This window comes from Pullulanibacillus sp. KACC 23026 (genome assembly GCF_029094525.1).
In the GTDB taxonomy this organism is placed as follows: Bacteria; Bacillota; Bacilli; order Bacillales; family Sporolactobacillaceae; genus KACC-23026.
Map to the genome: position 1 here is coordinate 2,866,261 of NZ_CP119107.1, position 18,093 is coordinate 2,884,353.

Here is an 18,093-nt window from a genome sequence, read left to right on the forward strand (position 1 = left end):
GCATATTCATACCCTGAATTCGTAAAAATTCAATTAAGCCACCCTCAAAGAATTCTTGTTATCCTCTAGTCTTTTCACTTGAGATAGCACAGGTTGCATTCTAGATTCTTTTTGAGGTTTATAATAGACACCATGACACAAACAATGGCTTGTCAAACCAACATCTGTTTTGGCAAGCCATCCTTTTTTTACAAAGAATCGACCCAAATTATCCAAATAGCCCCATTTCTTTCTTCAACGATCAACTGTGTTATTCAATACACACCATAATGGAATTTTATCAAACACTATTAGTTGAATGAATTCGTACAATGAGAGAGTGCTTAGTTAAAATTTCACTTACCAATCTAAATGAATCGTTTCTCCTCTGTCAATCGGTACAATGGCACCCGTCATGAAAGAAGCTTTCTCACTGGCTAAGAAAACAACTGGGTAGCCAATCACCTTAGGAAAACCTACGACTCCAAGTGGTGTGTTATACACCGCCTTTTTCAATGCGTCTTGTCGCTCAGGTTGAGTCATCGCCTCTAAACGTATTTGAAAATCCTTTGAAATTGACATCCCCAGAAGGACCGTGTTCACACGAATACCATCGGCTGCAAATTCTAGTGCTAATCCACGGATCATCGAAACAATCCCACCCTTAGCGGCTGCGTATACGGAAAAGTTTGGGTGTGTTGCTAGTGCATGCACAGAGGCAATCTTGACGATGGCCTTTCCTCCCTGGTTGTAGTAAGAGTTTATATATGAGTTTCCTTCCAACTAACGAGTAACGAAATATACCGTCTAACAATAAAAAGACGCATTCCCTAATTGAGGAATTGCGTCGGGTTGTAGCAGAGATATAGTTAACAGAAGTCATTAATAGATTGGTATTCGGGTGGTGACTGTCACCCGCCTTATTCAAATAACTTACTGACGGATTGTTTGTTATATATTCTGGTAATGGCCTCACTTAATAAAGGCGCCACTGTTAATTGTGTGAGCTTATCCATATATTTGTCTTCATTTAGATGGATACTGTTTGTAACAACTAATTCTTTAACGGGTGATGCCAAAATTCGATCCACAGCTCCATCAGATAATACAGGATGACTCGCACTCGCATAAACTTCTTTTGCTCCAGATTTAAGAAGAGCGTTAGTGGCGCTTGTTATTCGAACGCCTGTGTCTACAATATCATCCAAAAGAATCGCTCTCTTCCCCTCAACATCCCCTAAGATATTCAAGATTTCATGTTCGTCACTTCTTGGGCCACGGCGATCAATAATAGCAATAGGGGCTTTTAGTCTTTCTGCCATCTGACGGGCATCCTTGACACCACTTGTATCAGGGGCAACCACGATCACATCATTAAAATTCCTGCTTTTGAAATAATTGGATAATAGCGGAATCCCCGTTAATGAGTCCACTGGAATATCAAAAAAGCCTTGGATTTGTGGTGCATGAAGATCTAATGTGATGACTCTAGAGGCTCCAGCACGTTCAATGAGATCAGCAAAAAGTTTAGCTGTGATAGGTTCTCTTGATCTTGCTTTTCGATCCTGTCGACCATAAGCAAAATAGGGAAGCACAACATTGATTGAATGTGTGGAGGCCCGTTTCAATGCATCAATCATAATCAATAATTCCATTATGTTATTATGTACGGGTTCATTTGTAGATTGGACGACAAAGACATCACAACCTCTAACGCTTTCTTCAATATTAATTTGGATCTCCCCGTCACTGAACGTTTTGACGGAAGTGTTACCCAATTCTATTCCTAAATTCGACACAATTTCTTCAGCAAGAGGTCGATTGGCATTGAGTGAAAAAACTTTCAACTTATTATATGAATCTGACATGAAATCCCCCATTGGAAATTAATTTTTATTAATCACAACCTGCCGATCCCCCACATAGCGAGTTGACGAAAGAAAACGGTTTAAATTTAATTATATTATACATGATCATTTAGATAGTTTTCAAAAATATTAATAAGCAAAACGAATAATAGAAACCTTTTCTTGGGATTAATTTTTAAAATAGTCAAAAAGATTAGATTCCATCCTATAATTAAACCCGAAATTTTAGATGTTTTTTATATGAGGGAACTTGAACCATCCTAAGTCAAACTCGCTTTTGTTCCGAAGTTACTCAGAAAGTAAATTCACACTATACTTAAACTAATATGTCACTGATACAATAAGCACAATGGTTAATTCATTTGTTTATAGCAGGACATATTACATCAGTCAAGACGAGATTAGTAACTGGTAGATCAGGAGTCAAACACAGTCGGAGTAGATTGGGAACATAGACTCTATCGCTTAATGTACAAAAAAACGACACCTCCGCAAGATGCCGTCCTGTTGCGTTTATTTCTTTTTACTATGTCTGAAGCCTTCTTCTAGAAGATAATCGGCAGCCTCTTCATAAGTACCGAACATACCTTCGAGATTTTCACCCGCATAGACATTCCATGTGTCTTCGCCCTCTTCAACAAGTGTCAACGTGTGCCCTTCCCGGTCCTTCCACGCTTCATTAACTAAACCTGGTTCTTTGGTGTCATCTTTTGGTTTTTCAGTACTGAAATGAATGGACTTTTCAATGATCGTACGTAGTTGTTGCTCGGTAAAATCGCGTATATTGACATAACCGTTCTCATCCGCATCGTAAAATCTCAGATGAGCCGCATAGACAAATCCATTCCCATTAGGGTGAAGGTGGTAAACAATATTCTTTTTATCTAACACACTTGCTTCATACTGAAAATTCACCCTGCCAAGTGAGACATCATTGCGCGTTAATTCAGGAAAAGACTCAATAATCTTTAATTTCTCTTGAAAAGATAACATGGTACCTCCGAAAATGTATGTGAGTTTATAACTTGTCTAGTATAGCATACCGAGATTTTTGAAGATACATACTTAAGAACACGCACTGATATTCAGAAAACGATTGAGACACCCGTGAGCTCTCCGTTTTACTCAGTAACAATCTGAAAACAGATAATGGCAGTACGTCTTCAAGCAAAAAAGACTGAAGGAAATTCGGATATAAAAAAGACCCCTCTAATAAGAAGGGCCAAAAATGAGTTGTGGATAGAGGTTAGCGCGATCAAACCACTTTTTCCTTATAGAAGCAGAGGTATCTCAAGGAGTGAAAGTTGAGGATACTCACAAAAAAATGGATCACCTTCACTAGTCATCAAATCTAAATTTTGGTAGAGTTTCTTCTTCATCCGTTTCAATTGATGACACATTATTCTTTACCTTAGATTTTTTCACGGCAAATAAAACAATAATTCCAACCACGATAAGTATTAAAAGAATCACAAGATAAACCATGATGCGCCCCCTCATAAATGATTTGTTCACTCAACTATATGAAGGGCTCAATTTGTCCTATTTATTTCGATTGTGTTAAATCATTGTAACGGAGGAATGACGGGAACTTAACTAAACCGTTCCTTCTGAATTTCTAAAGTATCACCGGTGATCAATAGTCTTTCTATTAGGCTGTTCTCGTAAACTTTGTTGTTTTTTTAGATTCCAATAAGCTCGCTTTCCGCGGGCAATTCATGAGCCTCCTTGGCAAAATACGCTTGCGGGGTCTCACCAGGCTTGCTATTCCCGCAGGAGTCTTGCCTATTTCCACCTATTTTTTATTAAATAGCAATCTTTTAGAAAAAAGCCTTCTATTAACAAAAAGTAACTTGAGTAACATACTATTAATGGCTGGAGCTAGGTCGCACCAGCTGTCGATCTCCCTATCGGTGACAGCAACTGTTCCCTCACTCTATGCTTGTTTCACCAGGTTTTCTGCCGTTCGAAAAGCGAGGGCAAGGATGGTGAGTACTGGGTTGACCCCACCATTGGTTACATGGACAGAGCCGTCGCTTACCCAGAGGTTATCATAACCATGTACTCGGCCAGAAGGATCCGTAACTGATGTCGCTGGATCGTCCCCCATACGCAGTGTCCCTGCCTGATGCTGACCGCCACTGAGACCACCTCCTGGCTCCGTTCGCCAAACCTGGCGCGCTCCAGCTGCCCATAACCAGGCTTCGGCTTTCTCAGAAAGCATTGATGAGGCACGAAGCGATTCAGGGTGGACACTTCCGGAGAGCGCAGCCACCGGAATGCCGAAGCGGTCTTTAACGGTTGACGAGAGACGCACTCTTGCTGAATCGGTCGGAATTTCTTGAATCGGTCCTTGGATTTGACCTGTGCGCAAATAGCTCTCACGCATCGTTTCCTTACCCCTACTCCCCCACCGGGCCGCATCTGGCGCAAGGGCTCGATACCAGTGGATCAACGGCAGCCGGATAAATTCATTTGCCATCATCCCGCCGCCGATAATTCCGTTTCCATTACCGTGAGCAAAACGAGTCGTCGCAATACTCACACCTGGTCCAAGACCGTCTTGAACGGGCTCATCAAAAATCCCGAAGGCCCCTGAATAGACATGCCCCTGAAGATTCCTTCCAACTAGTCCATTCCGGTTGCCAATGCCCTCGGGTTCCGCATCACTTGCAGAGTTAAGAAGAAGTCGGGCACTTTCAATAGCTCCAGCAGCAACAACCACATGTCCCGCTTGCACCTTTCGACGTTGAATCTTGCCCTCTACTTCCTGTACAAGTCGAACCCCGCTGGCATGCTTTCCTCCTTCGGTATCGATACGCTCTACCATGGTGTCGCAAATCAGGTCACAATTGCCTGTCGCGAGGGCTCTCACTAACATCGTGTTATGGCCGCCATTTTTACTATTGGTCGGACAGGCAAAGCCTACACACTCACCGCAGCGCCCGCAGGCCGGCCGTCCGTCTCGTTCGACGGAATTTATGAGGAGCGGCACCGGCCCAGCTTCCCATCCCAATTTTGTTGCAGCATGAGCCAAACGTTTGGCTTCCTGTGTCATCGGCAACGGCGGCATCGGATACGGACGTTGTCTCTTTCCATCCTCAGGATGGGCCTTCCCATCACCTGAAACACCCACCTCCCATTCCGCTCGTTCGTAATAAGGTTCAAGATCCTCATAAGTAATCGGCCAATCGCTGAGCGAACTACCATCCGGAACGCCATAGCGAGTCGCCATCCGAAAGTCATCCGGATGAAATCGCCAAGCCTGCGCCCCATAAACCCGCGTCCCGCCGCCTACCGTCATGGCGTTATTGTGGTAGTTGCCTTCATAAGGACTCGTTAGCTGTTCATCGCCATTAGCTAAAATAAACGTGCGGGAATTCCCGTCCAATCCAGGTCCTGTGTTATGTCCATACTTGCTTAAACGATGATTGCGCAAATGATCGCGTCCAACTTGGTCATAGGGAAGCCAGTTGCCTCGCTCAACAACAAGAACGCGCAGTCCTGATTCGGATAAAACGGCTGCTGCTACAGACCCGCCTGCGCCTGCTCCTATAACGACTGCATCATACCGGTCTTGAATCTCACCCAAGGATCGCGTCGCTAATTCTGTTTCTTGGACCGGAATTTGGGTCTCCGTGATGACCCCAGGACGAAATCCAATCATCTTCCACGACTTCCCATCTCGATTACCACCCGCTTCAGGATTTCCATAGTAACCTTCTATGACCCAGCTCATAAGGGTAGAAAAGAAGTTTTCAGGTGATACAGGCCAGTCTTGAACACGGCCAGCCTCAAGATCGTGTAACAAACTGTCCTGCTCATGAATAGTAAGCTCAAAAAAGGACCGTTCAAATCGTGCGTTAGCCTCTGTTTCCAAAGCGCGCAGTCCGGGCTCGATCAATCCTTCCCAAGTCGCCTCATCTCCTTTGGCGTGATGTTCCAAATAAGCAAGAATCCCAGCTTCAGAAGCGGATGGCCATTCATCCTTTGGAACGATCCTGTCAGCAAAAGCCTCCAGGAGTGGACCTGCCTCGCTTAACCTATATGTCTTATCTTTGAAATCCATTTGTGTACCCCCATTCCGTTTTCGCTTACATGGTTAACCATAAAGGCAGTCCTCTATTGAGAGTAATCTTGCTAAAAAAAGTTTCTCCTCCTAATTGTAAACCCTTCCAACATTGATTTTATCATACCACTTCGCATCTTAATATCCGTTTGAATGAGAGGAAGAAAAACTGGGTGAATACTTCTAACGGGTTCACTTCAGAGGTGCAAACCATTAACTATCAAGGTAAATCGCACGGGTTTCACATAGTCATCACCGTTCGACGTTTATTGTAAGATCAATGTTTATTGACCTTTTCAAATCACAGTGTAATTTACATGGTGTGGATATAATTATTGGCGGTGTGTGAATTAACCGGTGATTGAGCAAGTGAAAGGTAGGGGGATTACCAAGCTATTTGGATAAATAAGTAAAAAACGGACTGTCATGGTTGACAAGAAATTTTAGCGTCACCTGTGATCGTTGAAATAAGCGGAGATTTTTCCGTTATCAACCAAAGTAGCGTTCAGTTCGTCGTAAATAAGCGGAGATTTTCCGTTTAAACCAAAAGAAATGATCCATTTTCTTGTTTTTCGAGTCAATAGTCGGAATTCTTCCGTCTATTTTAGCTATTTTCAATGTTGATTTCTAAATAAGCGGAATTTTTCCGCTTATTTAGAAAGTTCAATTTAGCCATTTAATGAAAATCGATTGCATTTTAAGAAAATAATCAAACCGAATCTCAAAAGATCCGGTTGTTTTGACGTTTACTAGCCTTTTCTTTCTGTGATTTTATTGTGAATAGTGGTGTGATTTAAAGGGGACTTTTTTCAGTGGCCTCCTGCGTTTGGGCTCCCTTTTTTAATCTTGTTTTTATATATAAGTTCAGGTAAAAAGGCTCTAAATCTTAACTCACTTTCCCCAAACTTTTTCCGAGATCGCTTTGATTAGCTCAAACTTTTTCCATTGTTCTTCTTCCGTTAATTCATTTCCTTCTTCGGTTGAAGAGAATCCGCATTGCGGGCTTAAGCACAGACGGTCTAGCGGCACATACTGAGAGGCCTCTTTGATTCGGGCAATGACTTCCTCTTGATTTTCTAACTCGGCTCTTTTAGACGTAATAAGACCTAAGACAACCTTTTTCTCTCCAGAAACATATTGAAGAGGTTCAAATCCTCCGGCTCGCTCGGAATCAAATTCAAGGTAATAAGCATCGACATTTTCATTTCCAAATAATTCTTGAGAAACAGGATCATACCCGCCAGAATAATGCCATGTGGAACGATAATTTCCTCGGCAGACGTGTGTGGTCACCACTAAATCTTCAGGCTTGTCAGCAAGAATACGGTTATTTAGTTCGACGTATTCTTTGACTAATGCCTCTAAATCAATCTTGTCTTTCGCTGCGTTTTGACGGTAGTCTTGATCACAAAGCACTGCCCAAACCACTTCATCCATTTGCAGATTACGACAGCCTGCTTCATAAAAGGCTTGTAACGCTTTTTTGTAGGCCTTCACAATATCATTGTATAAGTCTTCTTTGTTTGGATACTGTTTTTTGGTGGCTTCAATATTATGCGGTTTTGTGATCTCATATAAAAATTGGACTGCTGAAGGGATGGTCTGTCTAGCCACTATGCCTTCTGGAACGATGGATTGCAAGTAGTTAAAATCCTCTATAAAAGGATGTGCTGAAAAACCGATTTTGCCCACGACACGTGCTGTTTCCTTGCGTGTTTCAACTCCGTGGAAAGAGAGCCCTGTTTCAGTAGCCGCTTTTTCAACACCCTCTAATCCCCACATAAAATCAAGATGCCACCAGCTGCGGCGAAATTCACCGTCTGTTACAGATTGCAGCCCCACCTCTATTTGTTTATCAACGATTCGTTTAATTTCTTGATCTTCAATCTGACGAAGCTCTTCGGCTGTGATTGTTCCTTCGCTATAATCCTTTCGCGCCTTATGTATACTTGCCGGACGCAATAAACTTCCGACATGATCGGCCTTAAATGGTGCTTTAACGGTAGTGGTTGTCATAAGTTAACCCTTCTTTCTTTTGAATAATTTAGAAGAGATAGTTTTACCTAGGGATAAATTAACTATAGCATTTAAAAATAGATATAGAGTAACACCTAAAATCTATTTTTTGTTATAGTTTTAAACTATAGCTGTTGTTGCTCTTCTTCAAGGTCAGTACGACAATCTGGCATCTTAGGAATATAAGAAAATGGATCGTTCACCATTTTGTTTTTTTCAAACTCGACGAACGGTGGTAGGCACTGTTCACTGAATAAACGGTTAGTGAATGATACAGTGCCTAGAAACTGAAGAACCTATGCTTCAACACAGCTTATATATTTAATAAGTCTCTAATTTCCTGTTCTGTTAATGAGGATAGGGCTTGTTCGCCAGGCTGGACGACGGATTCAATTAATTCTCTTTTGGTTTGTTGAAGCTCATAGATTTTCTCTTCAATGGTCCCTTGGGTAATTAATCGAATCACCTGAACCACGTTTTTTTGGCCAATACGATGTGCCCTTCCTGCTGCTTGCTCCTCTACTGCTGGATTCCACCATAGATCAAAAAGAATGACGGTATCTGCTCCCGTTAAGTTGAGTCCCGTATTTCCTGCTTTTAAAGAGATCAAGAAAAGGTCGGCCTCTCCTTGATTAAATTGATCCACCATTTCTACCCGATCTTTTGGGGGTGTTTGTCCATCCAAATAAAAGAAAGGAAGTCCATCCTCTCTCAATTGGTCAGAAATAATTGTCAGCATACTCGTGAATTGAGAAAAGATCAACAAACGTCTGCCGTTTTCAAGGGCATTCTGAACAAGATCTTTTAATTGCTGAAGCTTTCCTGAATCGCCTCGATAATTATCTATGAATAAAGAGGGATGGCAACACAATTGGCGGAGTCGTGTCAATCCAGCCAAGATTTTGATCCGGTTTTTCTGAAAGCCTTCCTCCTGAAGCGATTGTTTGGATTCTTTCTGGAGCTTTTCTAAATAAGCCAAATAAAGCTTCTTTTGCTGATTTGTTAGCTCCGAATAATGAACCGTTTCAATTTTGTCAGGCAGCTCCGTTAATACGTCTTTTTTCAGTCGTCGCAACAAAAACGGACGAATCATTCGCGCGACCTTGTCCCTTTCAAGCTCTCGAAAGGCCTTTTGATTCGGAAAGAAATCGGGCATGATCGTTTGAAAAATAGACCAAAGCTCATCAATCGAATTTTCAATCGGGGTCCCGCTCAGAGCAAAGCGTGTGCCGGCATGAATTTCCCTAACTGCCTTCGCTGTTTTGGTTGTATGATTTTTAATGGCCTGTGCTTCATCCAAAATGAGTGTACTGAATGGGAGCTGCTGATAAAATTCAATATCCTGTCTTAGAGTCGGATAGGAAGTAATCCAAACATCAGGTACATTCCCACTTTGCAGCTTATCCAGCCTTTCTTGCGGGTTCCCGATCATCACCTCAATAGACAAGGACGGAGCAAACTTTTGACATTCATTTCTCCAGTTATAAACGAGTGAGGCAGGGGCCACAATTAAGGCAGGAGCAATGTCCTTGTTGTTCTCCTTTTCTGATAAAAGAAAGGCAATACTTTGTAAGGTTTTTCCTAGCCCCATATCATCTGCAAGAATCCCGCCAAGGCGGTAAACTTTAAGTGTTTTGAGCCACTGAAAACCGTCATTCTGATAATCTCTTAATTCCGCCTTTAATGATTTTGGAACCTCAAACTCAAGATCTTCCGGATGCTTGAGTTGCTTTAAAAATCTACGAAAGGCCTTTCCATATTTTGCGTGCGTTCTTGATTCCTGGTGTACAAGTTCATCAAGCTCTAGACCTCTGTAAATTGGAAGTTGAAACCCATCTTCTTTGATTTGGGAGGGCTTCTTTTTGAACTCATGGAAGAGTTTTTGGATCGTCTCAAACTCTTCTGATTCTAAGGACATAAACGCCCCACTTGGAAGTCGATAATACTTTTTCTTTTCCACCACAGCCTGAAGGAGTTCCTTAAGGCTCTCTTTCTCAATACCTTCAATATTGAAGCTCACATTCAGCCAATTGATTGACGCATCGACATCAATGGTCGTGGTGGTGCGGGGATAATCTGGTAAAATTAAAGATTTTACTGTCTGCGTCAAGAAAATCTCTGCTTTGTCTTCAAGCAAAGGCAGCTTCTCATATAAAAAGTCGAAGATGTCTTCTTCTCCTTCGATACAAAGTCGTCCTCCTTCTGACTTGTAGGATGTCCGTTCTATTAGATGAAGGATGTCCCGTTCTTTTTCTGCCTCTCTCATAATGATGGAACCGTCTTGATCCAAAGAGTGGGATTCAAAGGGATTCAGGACATTTGATCCATAGTGGAATTCCAATGAAACAAGGAGTTTTTCATCTGCCAAGTCCACAAAAAGCTGACTCTCCAACGGATCGGTTACAAGTTCAGTAGATACCTGATGCGTAAGCTCTAATGACGCAATGTCTTTCACTTTTGGAACAACAAATGCTAGAAAAGCTTCAATTTGGTCATTCGCGATTGGAATGACTGGACGTTGTGAGTGATCCATGAGTTTCTTTAACTCTCTAAATAAGTGCTGCTGCTCTTCTGACAATCTATAAAATTGATTTTTTAAAATAATATAACCATAGAGATCGAGATAAGTGAAAGGCTGTAAAGAGGTGAGATCTAATTGATACCCCTCTAATGGTCCCTTATCTAATTCTAGAGTAATAGGCCATTCCTCTTGACAGAGCTCGATTTGAGTATAAGTCTCTCTCCCCATTTCAAAGTAAATCAATGTCTTTTGTAGCTTTAAAAGGAGTCGATCTGCAAAAATTGGTGGGATGGTCAACGCTCTTTGATTGGAGGGCGCTGAGCTAGACGAATATCCATTTTGGAATTGCTTATAGGTCTCTTCAAGGGACATGGCCTCTAGCAAGAGCTCAACAACCTCTTGATCCTCCTGATTAAAGGCTTGGGTCACGGGGTCATAGGTAAAAAGTTTAGTAAAAGTATAGGGCCTCTTTTCTTGAACAGCCTTGAGAAAATCCTTTAAGTCCCTGACCACATATGTTCGCTTTTCTCCTACCTTCATCTCAACGGATAAATACCATTTAGGTGAATAGTAGCTATAAGATTTTTCTAATTTTAGCACCCAATCCACAAGTAAAGGAGACCTCTTCTCTCCCATTTTCTGGTCTTTTCGATTTTGTAGCCCATGTTCCAGGCTAAGAATAAATTGATGGGTGAGCTGTTTCATTTGGCGGGCTTGTTGTTCCTCCTGGAGTCGTTTCACCTCCTTTTGTCGCCTTTCCAGTTCTTCGTGTTGGCTAAGTTGTCTCTCTTGCAGGCCTGCAAAAGAGATGGCATGAGTAGGCCTTTGTGTCCATTGCTTTTCTAATAGATCATGAATGTTGAGCAGCACCGCCGCTATATGCTTGCATGGACCCCAATATTGGTCATATGCCGGGCAGTCACACTCTGTGGACAAACCTAACTCATCATCTTCAATGGTCACCTTGTAAGACTTTGATCCTCTTACTTTTGCCTGCCATGTTTTTTTATCAGCATCATAATATAAATCCCGCACACGCCCATCTCGGTAATAACTCCTCCCACGACGATATACGGTATTGGTAAAAAGCTCTTTAATTTCATCTTTAGTTAATTGATCGATCATTTTGCGTGCCTCCACCTAGCTTCTAACCGTAACACCCAAATACGGACAACATCGGTTATCTTTACCCGAATAAATAGTTCCAAAAAGGGTAGAACATTTTGCAGTCGTTTAAATACACCTATTTTAACAAATAATAGCTTCCAGTAGAAGACGCTGAGTTATTACTAGGAGTGCTTCAAATCGATTGGCAGCCTTGCAAGTTTTGAGTCGACCGGTTGCCATCCCAAGAGTTTCTGTGTCGCTTCGCTCGATCTTGGACTGTCGAGTGCCGCAATGGTGCCTAGAATCCGAAAGGCGCATTGGCCTCTTCGCGTGAAGACTCTTTAAAGGTACATTCAAATACTGACCAATGACGCTTCTGATGCTGTGAAATGGTACGCCTTCATCCCCTACCCCATCTAACTGGGATCCAGCACGTGCCTCTTCCAATGCTAGGCGGTAAAGATGGGCAGCCATCAAGTCGGTGAACAGCCCAGCCAGCGGTTTGATCCATCGCCAATATAAGCAGAAACACCCGGTCTAACTTAATCAATTCCGGTACAAAGCTCTTTCTCCCGTACCGTGAACAGAAGGCGCGAGCGAAACGATGGCTGCCCGGACCCCGCGTTTTGCCAGTGCGATTTAAACTTTTTTAATTATTTGCGAACGGTAACAGGCATTGTTTACAATTTATGAATTCGACAAATTTCGCACAGTGACAGGCATCGCTATTAAGGACATCTGTCTTTGGGTGGTCATAGTTAGATTGCAAACATTTTTATTACATAGGAAAGTCTTAGGAACTAAAACACTTGCGTCCGAAGCTTTTTGAGAATCTTTCGGTGCTCCACTTAGTAGTTATATTGATTGACAGCATTGTCATCTCATTTTTTTATGACCGCTTATTTCAATAAAATCCCAAATCGTGATAATACCTAATAACCTTTCAGTTGACTTACCATTATGGGTGATTAATAAAGCATCTAGTTTAATCCCCTTTTTGGTAGAACCTTTGAATAACTCTTCTGCCTCGTCAAGGGTTGTATCTCTATTTATGAAAATAAAATTCTTACTTTCTTCCTCATGTGACACTATTTCCCCTAATTGTGTTTCATTTAGTGAAAAGATCTCCTGCTCAATATTCCTGGCAAGCCAATTTGTAATCCCATTCTCTGTAAGGAGCCCTATAAATGTTGTGCCTTCATAAATTGGAAATTGTGAATAAGCTTTTTCGCGGATAGTGGTTAACATAGTTGTAAGAGTATCGGTACTCGTAAACGCCTTCACATTTTTGCTAAATAAAGAAATAACTGTTGTAGGATTCGTTAATTCTTTTTCTATTAACTCTATTTTTTTCACCGTGCTCTCATGTGGTTCTGCGATGACAAAGTTAGGGTTAACATACTCATGAACAATCACGTTTCTTAAATCTGCAAATTTTAACAAATCATATTGATGACGCTTTACAGTGGCATTAACCAAAGCATACTCTCTCACCCGCCGCTGAAAAGGTTGATACCCTCTATTTGATTTCGGTGTAAGAATTTGATCAATACGATTAAAAGCTTGTATAAACCGGTCAGATAATGCCATCTTATTTTCCCCTCATTATATACAAAAAATATCATTACATGTCTGTTGGCTTACTTATCCCAACCATATATTCCTTTGAGTGAGGCTTACATGTTTCTATAAGATTAGAACACTGCTCATATAAGGCACGTGTTAAGTGTCATGTCTTAAATCGATCAATGCTTATGGTTCCATTTTACCTAATTTAATTAAGCGAGACCTTATGGAGCCTGTTGTTCTTTTAAATACGTCGGATAGTTCATTGATTGATTTTCCCTCATCGAAAGCATTAATGAGTAACTCTTCTTCTTGTGTATCCCAACTCTTGCCCGCATTTTCAGGTAAATGGTTCTTTCGATTTTGGCTGCGTTCCCATTTTTCCAATCCCTTTATCGCCATATATAATGCCCTTACTGTATCAGGATTCTGATAAGTGCTGCTTTCAGGAAACACCTCACCCGTGTGTGGATCAATCCCATCTGCTAAAAGAGAGATTATGTCTTTTGCCTTTGCAATTTCCACGCTACCAACCCTTCCCTACTCATTTTTTATTCTTAAAAAAGAGAAGTTGTGCGTTTACTCCCGCCATGAAGAGTTTCATATTTAGTGCATTTAGGAAGAAAGAAGGAGTCACTCACGATATCTTATCTTTTAATAACAGAGGTTAATTTTTTTGGTTAAGTCCCCGCCATCAACTCTTCAACACCCCAATGACTTTCCCGTTAATCACGACATCATTGGGATTCATTTGTATGGGTTCGTAGTTTGAGTTCTCTGAGATAAGGAGAACCGAATCTCCCATTAACATAAATTTTTTATGGTTGCTGCTTGGTCAATGAGCAATCTCATCTTGAGAGCTGCTCAATATCCTTCGCAACCCACTCTAATAATTCTTCAAGTGTATGAAATGCCAAGCTTTTTTCTTGATACCCACAACCCGTTGTTATATAAAATAAAACTTATACCATTAGGATTTATATCTCCTACTCTATTTTTTCTCCTATGATGCGGTTTTCTTGATAGGCACGCTGCATTATATAATTCATTTTTCTTGTGCCTGTTAATTTGCAATTCAGGAATTTTTTTTAATGCATTTAATACAATTTGATTATCCAAGGGAATCTTCCCTTCTTCCACATTATCTTATTACAAAATCCCTTTAGGCCAAAAGAATCACTTTCTTCCTTTTTCGACAATAAGGCGCCTTTTCCTTTTTAAATTCTTCTAATGTTAGAACTACATTGGACATTTTCAACATTCTTCACAAAAATGCGTTCACCGAGTTCTCTTGCCAAGACTTGTTGATAAATCTTGTAGAATTCCACATCGGATCACTTCCGATTAAATCCAAATTATTCTTCTCCCCATTTTATTGATTCCCCGCACTCCTAAAGAACTAGTTGAGCCCTGAGTTAATTCAATCAATACAATAATTACCAAATACAACTATAAGTTGATATAATTAAAGACAAAGAATCAAAGAGTCGAGGTGATTATCTAATGGGATTTACTTTCAGGAAAAGTATAAAGATTATGCCTGGAGTGCGAATGAATGTAAGTACAAGAGGGATTGGGGCAAGTTTTGGTGGAAAAGGTCTTCGTTATTCCGTTAATTCGAGAGGGCAAACCCGCACAACCGTTGGCATTCCGGGAACTGGAATGTATTACACCAAATCCCGTACTTACCACTCCAGTGCTTATCAAAGAAGAAACCAACTATTAAAGGAACAAAGGCAGGCTCAAAAGCTTGAGGAAATTAAGCAGAATCAATTAGAGGTTGAGTTATTTAAGAATAAATGCGAGATGATCAAGTCCATTCACAAAGAATGCGAGACTCCTATTAATTGGGAGGAGATTCGAAATTCGCCTCCGCCATTCCATTACGGCCAAATTGGACCAAATGAAAGGAACGCCGTTGATCTATTAGAGAATTATAAGCCAGGCTTTTTTAGTAAGCTTTTTAATCAAGTTGAAAAAAAACGTCAAGCTCTTCAAGAAAAAATTAGAAAGGCCCATGATGAAGATCTTCAAACTCACAGAGAATGGAAAGAGCTTGTTCAGACAGCAGACCTAGTCCTAAGGGGAGACCATGAAACCTATCTCAAAGTCATTGAAGAGTATGCTCCTTTTGATGACATATCCGAATTTGGAAGTGGCTTTGAGATCTTTACATGTGAAGAGGACTCAGGCATTTTAGAAGTGGAATTTGAAGTAAAGAGCGAATCCGTCATTCCAAATGAAGTAAAATCCCTTACCAAAACAGGAAAGCTTTCGGTTAAACCCATGACTAAAACCATGTATTATGACCTGCAGCAGGATTATGTGTGCAGCTGTGCTATAAGAATAGCCCGGGACCTATTTGCACTCCTCCCTCTACATACTGTTTTAGTTCACGCTGCTGATAATCAATTGAACCCAGCAACCGGTTATAACGAACAAGTCACACTCCTGTCTGTCAAATTCGATCGAACCACACTTAATAACCTGAACGTAGACTTGATCGATTGCTCCGATTCAATGACCAACTTTCCTCATAACATGAAGTTCCTAAAAACAAAAGGGCTTCAAAGAGTTGAAAGGATTCAATTATCATAAAACACCGGAGGGAAACACGGGGACGGTTCTTGTTTTAATTAAAGAAAACAGGCGCCTTTTTCTAAATTTTACCAAATCGCAAATACGTTTACAATTAAAGCTTTTCAAAGTTACTAGCTTAGACAATGCCTTGAAAACTATATTTGGAGAGGGAGGACAGTATCCACCCTGTCCCTGTGTCATTTCACCTTTTTTAAATATTTTACTTGTGGTGCATTAAAAAAAATTCCTAATTCTACAACACAATCCCCATCTAATTTAGGCGAGGATTATTTGACGCTTACATATAAATTAGCTTTCTTAAAAGGGACATTTAGAATCGAGAAGTCGGGGGTGACTAACCCCCGACTTCTCACACCACCGTACGTACGGATCCGTATACGGCGGTTCAATTAAGTATGACGAAGGGATTCATATCGGGATAATAGACTTTTCAGCCCTCGGCTGCTCCAATAGGAGTTGCCGAGTTTTTTGTGTAGGATAGGACTATGGGCGATTCTCCAATATTTCTTTCACGAGTTTCCCCATTCGAATGCTTTATCTTTTGGAACTCCTAAGCCAATGAGTTTCCTTACTCTGGTTTTAGGTAGTTTCCATTCACGCATCCGTAATCGTCGTCTAATCCATTCATCAAATTCTTAAAATTTGCTTGGCGTGTCCGCTAACGCATAATAGCCACACCATCCCACCAAATAACGATTCAGTTGTTCAATTACAAAAGATAAGAAAAGAAAAAAGCTGATTGGTATCAGTCTCAGATTGTAAGTAGAAGCACACGATTTCCTTATGATATTCTTTTTTAGTTAGCAATGGAGAGTGATTAAGAGTAAATACTCATTTAGATTGTTGACCTTCCCGTTAATCACAACATCATAGGATTCATTTATATGGGTTGTCGTAATTTATTTGAGTTCTAAGAGCTAAGAAATATGAAATCTTCAATTACCATAAAAACCTTGGCTACTCATTTTCTATTACATATGATTCAAGTAAAAAAGTTCCAAAAAATGCAAGGCATTATTATTTAACTACCTTAGGTTCAAATATCAAATGTAGTTTTTAATAATTTTACTAATTCTTTTGCACAACTTTTGTCTAATTGAATAGATTGACTAATTTTCCCTTTATTTTTTCTATCATTTGATCCGTAAGTATCGATTTGAAATAACTTTTCCCCTGACTCATTTTTAAAAACAGTGTAAGTTGCCTCAGCTTTAACATGTATTGTGTTTCTTTCCTTCTCTAACCTTTTAGACTCATTTAAACAGATTAGTGCCATAATTACCTCCAATTGATGTTAACATTTTTAATTTATATTCGACAAAAACGCCCAAAACCCTTCCTATTATTTACATTTATTTATCAATAGATCACTAGCGTTGCTTTAATTAAAACGGAAGATTCAAAATACCCAAAATGTTCGATTTTTGGTATTTTACCCACAAAAAAAATCCTTTACGATGGAAGTACAGGGTGGTTCCTGTCCAAATCCAATAGTAAAGGATATACGCATGGACAAGAATACACTAAATTCATCATTTGGTAAATGGGTTTTACCCATTAATTTTCAAACACTAACAGAACAAGTGACAGAATTGAAACAGGATCGTTATAAGAAAAAACTTTCAACTGAAGCTTATATCAAACTGTTACTTTTTGCCCAGTTGAACGGAACCGAAAGCTTAAGGGCAATAAGTGATGCGCTGCTTGATGATGATCTCCAAGATGAGGTTGGATTTGATTCAATTAGTGCTTCTCAACTTTCAAGGAAGAATAACGCGATCAATCCAGCTATACTTTCACATGTGTTTTTGGAATTAGTCACTAAAATTCAGGGCTATCATCAGAAACACAAACTAAAACTAAAATCCCCCTTTAAAATCATTGATTCTAGCACATTGCCCTTAAATTTAACGAACTGTAAATGGGCAAAGTTCCGTAAAACAAAGGCGGGAGTTAAACTTCATTTGCGTTTAGTATTTATGGAGGATCATTCTGTTTATCCTGATAAAGCGGTCATCACTACGGCTAAAGAACACGATCGAAACCAACTTGAAGTCCTTGTTGATGAGAAATACGCCATGTATGTCTACGATCGTGGGTATATCGATTATGAGCAGTTTGATCGAATGACAGATGAGGGTTACTTCTTTGTCTCTAGACTAAAGAAGAATGCCTTTCTGCGAGAGATTGAATCTTTTAAACTCCCTACAAATTCCAAGGCTTTATCGTACTCGTTCAACTTGAAAGTCAAAGCAGACGATCGTTACTTCAAATTGCACGTTGGTTAAAGGCAGATCTTTGGAAACCATCTTATATTTGGTTACGCAAAGTCGAAGGAAAAGCAGTTCCTTAAATGAAAGCAATTT

14 protein-coding genes and 2 pseudogenes are annotated in these 18,093 nt (G+C 40.3%); 2 read left to right on the top strand and 14 right to left on the bottom strand.

Annotated features, from left to right (window positions below):
* Nucleotides 1-339 precede the first annotated feature (339 nt).
* The 12 genes from PU629_RS13230 to PU629_RS13280 form a co-directional block, all read right to left on the bottom strand.
* Entirely contained in the window at nucleotides 340-693 is a 354-nt protein-coding gene (locus PU629_RS13230) for an SDR family NAD(P)-dependent oxidoreductase (RefSeq protein WP_275280541.1), read from the bottom strand.
* A gap of 206 nt (nucleotides 694-899) precedes the next feature.
* Complete coding sequence (locus PU629_RS13235; RefSeq protein WP_275280542.1) at nucleotides 900-1,847, bottom strand: ribose-phosphate diphosphokinase; 948 nt, start codon at nucleotides 1,845-1,847, stop codon at nucleotides 900-902.
* A gap of 513 nt (nucleotides 1,848-2,360) precedes the next feature.
* Nucleotides 2,361-2,840: a hypothetical protein gene (locus PU629_RS13240; RefSeq protein WP_275280543.1), complete on the bottom strand. Its 480-nt coding sequence runs from the start codon at nucleotides 2,838-2,840 to the stop codon at nucleotides 2,361-2,363.
* Between the two features lie 345 nt (nucleotides 2,841-3,185).
* Nucleotides 3,186-3,332, bottom strand: coding sequence for a hypothetical protein (locus tag PU629_RS13245; RefSeq protein ID WP_275280544.1), 147 nt, complete (start codon nucleotides 3,330-3,332; stop codon nucleotides 3,186-3,188).
* Between the two features lie 451 nt (nucleotides 3,333-3,783).
* A complete protein-coding gene (locus PU629_RS13250) occupies nucleotides 3,784-5,916 on the bottom strand; it encodes a GMC family oxidoreductase (protein WP_275280545.1) in 2,133 nt (710 codons plus the stop codon).
* An 891-nt stretch (nucleotides 5,917-6,807) separates the two neighbouring features.
* A complete protein-coding gene (locus PU629_RS13255) occupies nucleotides 6,808-7,932 on the bottom strand; it encodes a 5-methyltetrahydropteroyltriglutamate--homocysteine S-methyltransferase (RefSeq protein ID WP_275280546.1) in 1,125 nt (374 codons plus the stop codon).
* Between the two features lie 313 nt (nucleotides 7,933-8,245).
* A complete protein-coding gene (locus PU629_RS13260) occupies nucleotides 8,246-11,578 on the bottom strand; it encodes a DEAD/DEAH box helicase (protein WP_275280547.1) in 3,333 nt (1,110 codons plus the stop codon).
* 123 nt (nucleotides 11,579-11,701) lie between these two features.
* Nucleotides 11,702-12,037, bottom strand: a complete 336-nt coding sequence (locus PU629_RS13265; protein WP_275280548.1) for a hypothetical protein — start codon at nucleotides 12,035-12,037, stop codon at nucleotides 11,702-11,704.
* A 399-nt stretch (nucleotides 12,038-12,436) separates the two neighbouring features.
* Complete coding sequence (locus PU629_RS13270; protein ID WP_275280549.1) at nucleotides 12,437-13,150, bottom strand: CBS domain-containing protein; 714 nt, start codon at nucleotides 13,148-13,150, stop codon at nucleotides 12,437-12,439.
* 162 nt (nucleotides 13,151-13,312) lie between these two features.
* Nucleotides 13,313-13,651: a hypothetical protein gene (locus PU629_RS13275; protein ID WP_275280550.1), complete on the bottom strand. Its 339-nt coding sequence runs from the start codon at nucleotides 13,649-13,651 to the stop codon at nucleotides 13,313-13,315.
* 169 nt (nucleotides 13,652-13,820) lie between these two features.
* On the bottom strand, nucleotides 13,821-13,937 hold the full coding sequence (locus tag PU629_RS22480; protein WP_343076285.1) for a hypothetical protein: 117 nt from the start codon (nucleotides 13,935-13,937) through the stop codon (nucleotides 13,821-13,823).
* 86 nt (nucleotides 13,938-14,023) lie between these two features.
* On the bottom strand, nucleotides 14,024-14,245 hold the full coding sequence (locus tag PU629_RS13280; protein ID WP_275280551.1) for a hypothetical protein: 222 nt from the start codon (nucleotides 14,243-14,245) through the stop codon (nucleotides 14,024-14,026).
* 432 nt (nucleotides 14,246-14,677) lie between these two features.
* Between PU629_RS13280 and PU629_RS13285 the strand changes: the two genes are divergently transcribed.
* Complete coding sequence (locus PU629_RS13285) at nucleotides 14,678-15,724, top strand: DUF4236 domain-containing protein (protein WP_275280552.1); 1,047 nt, start codon at nucleotides 14,678-14,680, stop codon at nucleotides 15,722-15,724.
* Between the two features lie 392 nt (nucleotides 15,725-16,116).
* Here PU629_RS13285 and PU629_RS13290 read toward each other — a convergent pair.
* Together PU629_RS13290 and PU629_RS13295 are read right to left on the bottom strand one after the other, a co-directional pair.
* Nucleotides 16,117-16,437 (bottom strand): annotated as a pseudogene (locus PU629_RS13290) (group II intron maturase-specific domain-containing protein); the annotation flags it as partial.
* Between the two features lie 326 nt (nucleotides 16,438-16,763).
* Nucleotides 16,764-17,003, bottom strand: coding sequence for a hypothetical protein (locus PU629_RS13295; protein ID WP_275280553.1), 240 nt, complete (start codon nucleotides 17,001-17,003; stop codon nucleotides 16,764-16,766).
* Between the two features lie 232 nt (nucleotides 17,004-17,235).
* On the opposite strand from PU629_RS13295, the pseudogene PU629_RS13300 reads away from it, so the two are divergent.
* Nucleotides 17,236-18,080 (top strand): annotated as a pseudogene (locus PU629_RS13300) (IS4 family transposase).
* Nucleotides 18,081-18,093 lie beyond the last annotated feature (13 nt).

Excerpts from the sequence above, each read along its gene's own strand:
- PU629_RS13235 (WP_275280542.1), bottom strand. The coding sequence starts at position 1,847 with ATGTCAGATTCATATAATAAGTTGAAAGTTTTTTCACTCAATGCCAAT.
- PU629_RS13240 (WP_275280543.1), bottom strand. The coding sequence starts at position 2,840 with ATGTTATCTTTTCAAGAGAAATTAAAGATTATTGAGTCTTTTCCTGAA.
- PU629_RS13245 (WP_275280544.1), bottom strand. The coding sequence starts at position 3,332 with ATGGTTTATCTTGTGATTCTTTTAATACTTATCGTGGTTGGAATTATT.
- PU629_RS13250 (WP_275280545.1), bottom strand. The coding sequence starts at position 5,916 with ATGGATTTCAAAGATAAGACATATAGGTTAAGCGAGGCAGGTCCACTC.
- PU629_RS13255 (WP_275280546.1), bottom strand. The coding sequence starts at position 7,932 with ATGACAACCACTACCGTTAAAGCACCATTTAAGGCCGATCATGTCGGA.
- PU629_RS13260 (WP_275280547.1), bottom strand. The coding sequence starts at position 11,578 with ATGATCGATCAATTAACTAAAGATGAAATTAAAGAGCTTTTTACCAAT.
- PU629_RS13270 (WP_275280549.1), bottom strand. The coding sequence starts at position 13,150 with ATGGCATTATCTGACCGGTTTATACAAGCTTTTAATCGTATTGATCAA.
- PU629_RS22480 (WP_343076285.1), bottom strand. The coding sequence starts at position 13,937 with ATGTTAATGGGAGATTCGGTTCTCCTTATCTCAGAGAACTCAAACTAC.
- PU629_RS13285 (WP_275280552.1), top strand. The coding sequence starts at position 14,678 with ATGAATGTAAGTACAAGAGGGATTGGGGCAAGTTTTGGTGGAAAAGGT.
- PU629_RS13295 (WP_275280553.1), bottom strand. The coding sequence starts at position 17,003 with ATGGCACTAATCTGTTTAAATGAGTCTAAAAGGTTAGAGAAGGAAAGA.